The organism is Microvirga sp. P4_G7 (assembly GCF_056401005.1).
The window spans coordinates 1-2,681 of record NZ_JBFUKD010000528.1; the positions used below are offsets into that span (position 1 = coordinate 1).

A 2,681-nucleotide genomic window follows, 5' to 3' on the forward strand; every position below is an offset into this window, starting at 1 on the left:
GGGTTCTCGAATCCACTGAAACGCTTGGATGGGATCATCTGATCCGGCGGTATGATGCCGATACGCGAGGCGGGCGGAAAGACGGCCTCGGCCGCAATCGCCGCGTGCAGGGTGGCAGCCAAACTCAAAGCTGCGAAAACGAGACGCTTCATCGCCGACGCTCCTGAGGTTCTCGGATACGCATCCTTTTGTTAAAGCTGCTGCCGCACTTTGCGCAAGGTGAGATTGAGCCGGCCCCCTTGCGGCAACAGGTCCGAGGTGCCCGCGTTGATGCGGTCGATTCCGTGAAAAATCAGACGCGCCGGACCGCCGAAGACGATGGCGTCGCCCGAGCGCAGCTTGACCGACCGGGTCGGGTCCTTGCGGTCGAGGCCGCCATAGCGAAACAAGCCCGTATCGCCGAGGGAGAGGGAGACTACCGGTGCCTCGAACTCTTCCTCGTCCTTGTCCTGATGCAGGCCCATGCGGGCCGAGGGCTCATAAAAATTGATCAGACAGGCATCGGGCGGGCTCGGATAACCGCTCAGCGCCTCCCATGCGTGCAGGACCTGCGCGGGCATCGCTGGCCAAGGGAGGCCCGTTTCAGGGTGGGTCGGCTGATAGCGGTAGCCGTTCACGTCTGAGACCCAGCCGAGCCGGCCAGCATTGGTCATTCGCACCGAAAAGGGCTTTCCGGTGCGCGGCATGCATGGCGAATAGAGAGGTGCCGAGCGCGTCACCGCGCGGACGTCCTCCAAAAGCCGCTCCTGCGCATCGCGGTCGAGGAAGTCGGGATGATAGGTGAGGCCGGGCGCGAGCGACAACGCGGGCATGTCAGCGAACGTTCACAGGCATCTTGAAGGTGACCCGAGTCTCGTCATTGGTCGAGACCACGTTCAATGTGCCGTTATGCGCGCGGGCAATTTCGGCCGCGATGTAGAGACCCAACCCGAGGCCCTGATGGTTCGACTGGTTCGCGCCGCGGTAAAACGGCTGGAAAAGCCGCGCGATCACCGCCGGAGGGATCGGATTGCCGGCATTGGCCACCGACAATTCGAAGGTCTCGCCATCGCTTACAGCGCGTAGCGAGACCGGACGATCGGCGGCGCCATGCGTCAGCGCGTTGGCCAGAAGGTTGGAGGCCAATTGAGCGATGCGGGCGCGGTCGCAATTGATCGGCCTCGACAGTGCAATATCAGCAGCGAGCACACGATCGGGCCACACGGCGCGCAATTCGGCGACCACTTGTTCGAGCGCCGGGCCGACAGGCTCGCGGGAATCGAGCGCGAGCGGCAATCCCCCGCCGAGGCGTCCGTGGGCGAAGTCGAGCAGATTGTCGATCAGACCAGACATCCGACTGACGCTGTTCTGGATGAGAGAGACCATCGTCGTCGCTCGCTCGTCGAGTGTCCCCTTGCGCAATAGCTTGGCGCCCGCGTCGATCGAGGCGAGCGGATTGCGCAGATCATGTCCGAGGACGGCGATGAACTGCTCGCGCAGCTCCGCCGTCTGGCGCTCGTCGAGGAGCGCTTTCTCGCTGAACGCGAGGCGCTCATGCGCGTCGAGATGAAAGCCGATGAGGTCGGCGAACATCTTGAACATGCCGATCGTCTCGGCCGTGGCGAGCTTCGCCGGTCGTGGATCAATGGCGCACAATGTGCCGAAGAACGACCCATCCGGCCTGTAGATGGGCATCGAAATGTAACTCTGGAACCCGTACATCGCCGGCGTATGGTGGCCGCGAAAGGCGTCGTCTTCCGCCGCGTGATCGATGACGACGGCCTGTCCGCTCGCTCGGATCTCATGGCAGATGGTCGTCTCGACCTTCAGCTCACCGCCAGGCTTCAACCCGAAAGCGATTTCGTCCCGTACGGCGCAGGCGATCCATCGGTCTTCGGTGACGCGCGCGACGGCGGCAAAGCCCATGCCCGTCGTCCGACAGACGACATCGAGGATCGTCGGCACCGCGTCGATCTGAGCGATCGCCGCGACGGCGCTCTCAATATTCTTCATTCCGTCCTCAGGATGCCCACTGTATCCAAAGTCTCTATCGGTCCCGCGAGCGGCCGTCACCTTGGCCTTTTGAAGCACCCTCGGGACCTCGCTTGGTGTCATCCTGTCCGCGTATCCAAACGAGTTGGCATTCGCAGGAAGTCGTATCGGAGCGCCTAAGTTTCCGGCTAAGCCAATGCTTTCCAGAAAATGGTCGTATCGCAGAGGGGACCCTCCGGCCATCGCGCGAAATTGGGGATGACGCCGGTTCTTGTCCAGCCGCGCTTCTCGTAGAAGGGTTCCGCTTCCGAGCCGGTTGCCGTGTCAAGCGTGAGAAGCGTAAGGCCGCGTTTGCTTGCCTCATCCTCCAATGCGCCCATCAGACGGCCGGCGAGTCCGCGGTTGCGGGCATTGCGGTGGACAAGGAGCTTCTTGACGTCGCCGCGATGGCGCTGATTGGGCATGCTCGCCAAACCGAGCTGCACTGTTCCCGATAGCACGCCGTCGACATAAGCGCCGAACAGGATCGTTCCGCCGGCTGCCACGCTGTCGATCACTCCGTCCCACCAACGCGCCGCTTCATCAGCCGAGAACGGCTGCATGAAGCCGACCGAAGCACCTCCTGCGACGCAGTCGGTCAGCGTATCGACGAGCCGCGCGCGCTCGCGAGCCGCTGTCTGCGGATCCAGCAGGCGGACGTCGCTCATGCT

At 63.1% G+C, this 2,681-nt stretch carries 3 protein-coding genes; all 3 read right to left on the reverse strand.

Features of this window, described 5'->3' with window-relative positions; genetic code table 11:
- Positions 1-191: 191 nt before the first annotated feature.
- A complete protein-coding gene (locus tag AC1DT3_RS17430) occupies positions 192-812 on the reverse strand; it encodes an alpha-ketoglutarate-dependent dioxygenase AlkB family protein (protein ID WP_477466497.1) in 621 nt (206 codons plus the stop codon).
- Position 813: 1 nt separating this feature from the next.
- Positions 814-1,992, reverse strand: coding sequence for a GAF domain-containing sensor histidine kinase (locus AC1DT3_RS17435; RefSeq protein WP_477466498.1), 1,179 nt, complete (start codon positions 1,990-1,992; stop codon positions 814-816).
- A 167-nt stretch (positions 1,993-2,159) separates the two neighbouring features.
- On the reverse strand, positions 2,160-2,678 hold the full coding sequence (locus AC1DT3_RS17440) for an N-acetyltransferase family protein (protein ID WP_477466499.1): 519 nt from the start codon (positions 2,676-2,678) through the stop codon (positions 2,160-2,162).
- Between the last annotated feature and the right edge of the window lie 3 nt (positions 2,679-2,681).

What these genes read in the sequence shown, in the direction of transcription:
- AC1DT3_RS17435 (WP_477466498.1), bottom strand. Translation starts at nt 1,992, where the DNA reads ATGAAGAATATTGAGAGCGCCGTCGCGGCGATCGCTCAGATCGACGCG.
- AC1DT3_RS17430 (WP_477466497.1), bottom strand. Translation starts at nt 812, where the DNA reads ATGCCCGCGTTGTCGCTCGCGCCCGGCCTCACCTATCATCCCGACTTC.
- AC1DT3_RS17440 (WP_477466499.1), bottom strand. Translation starts at nt 2,678, where the DNA reads ATGAGCGACGTCCGCCTGCTGGATCCGCAGACAGCGGCTCGCGAGCGC.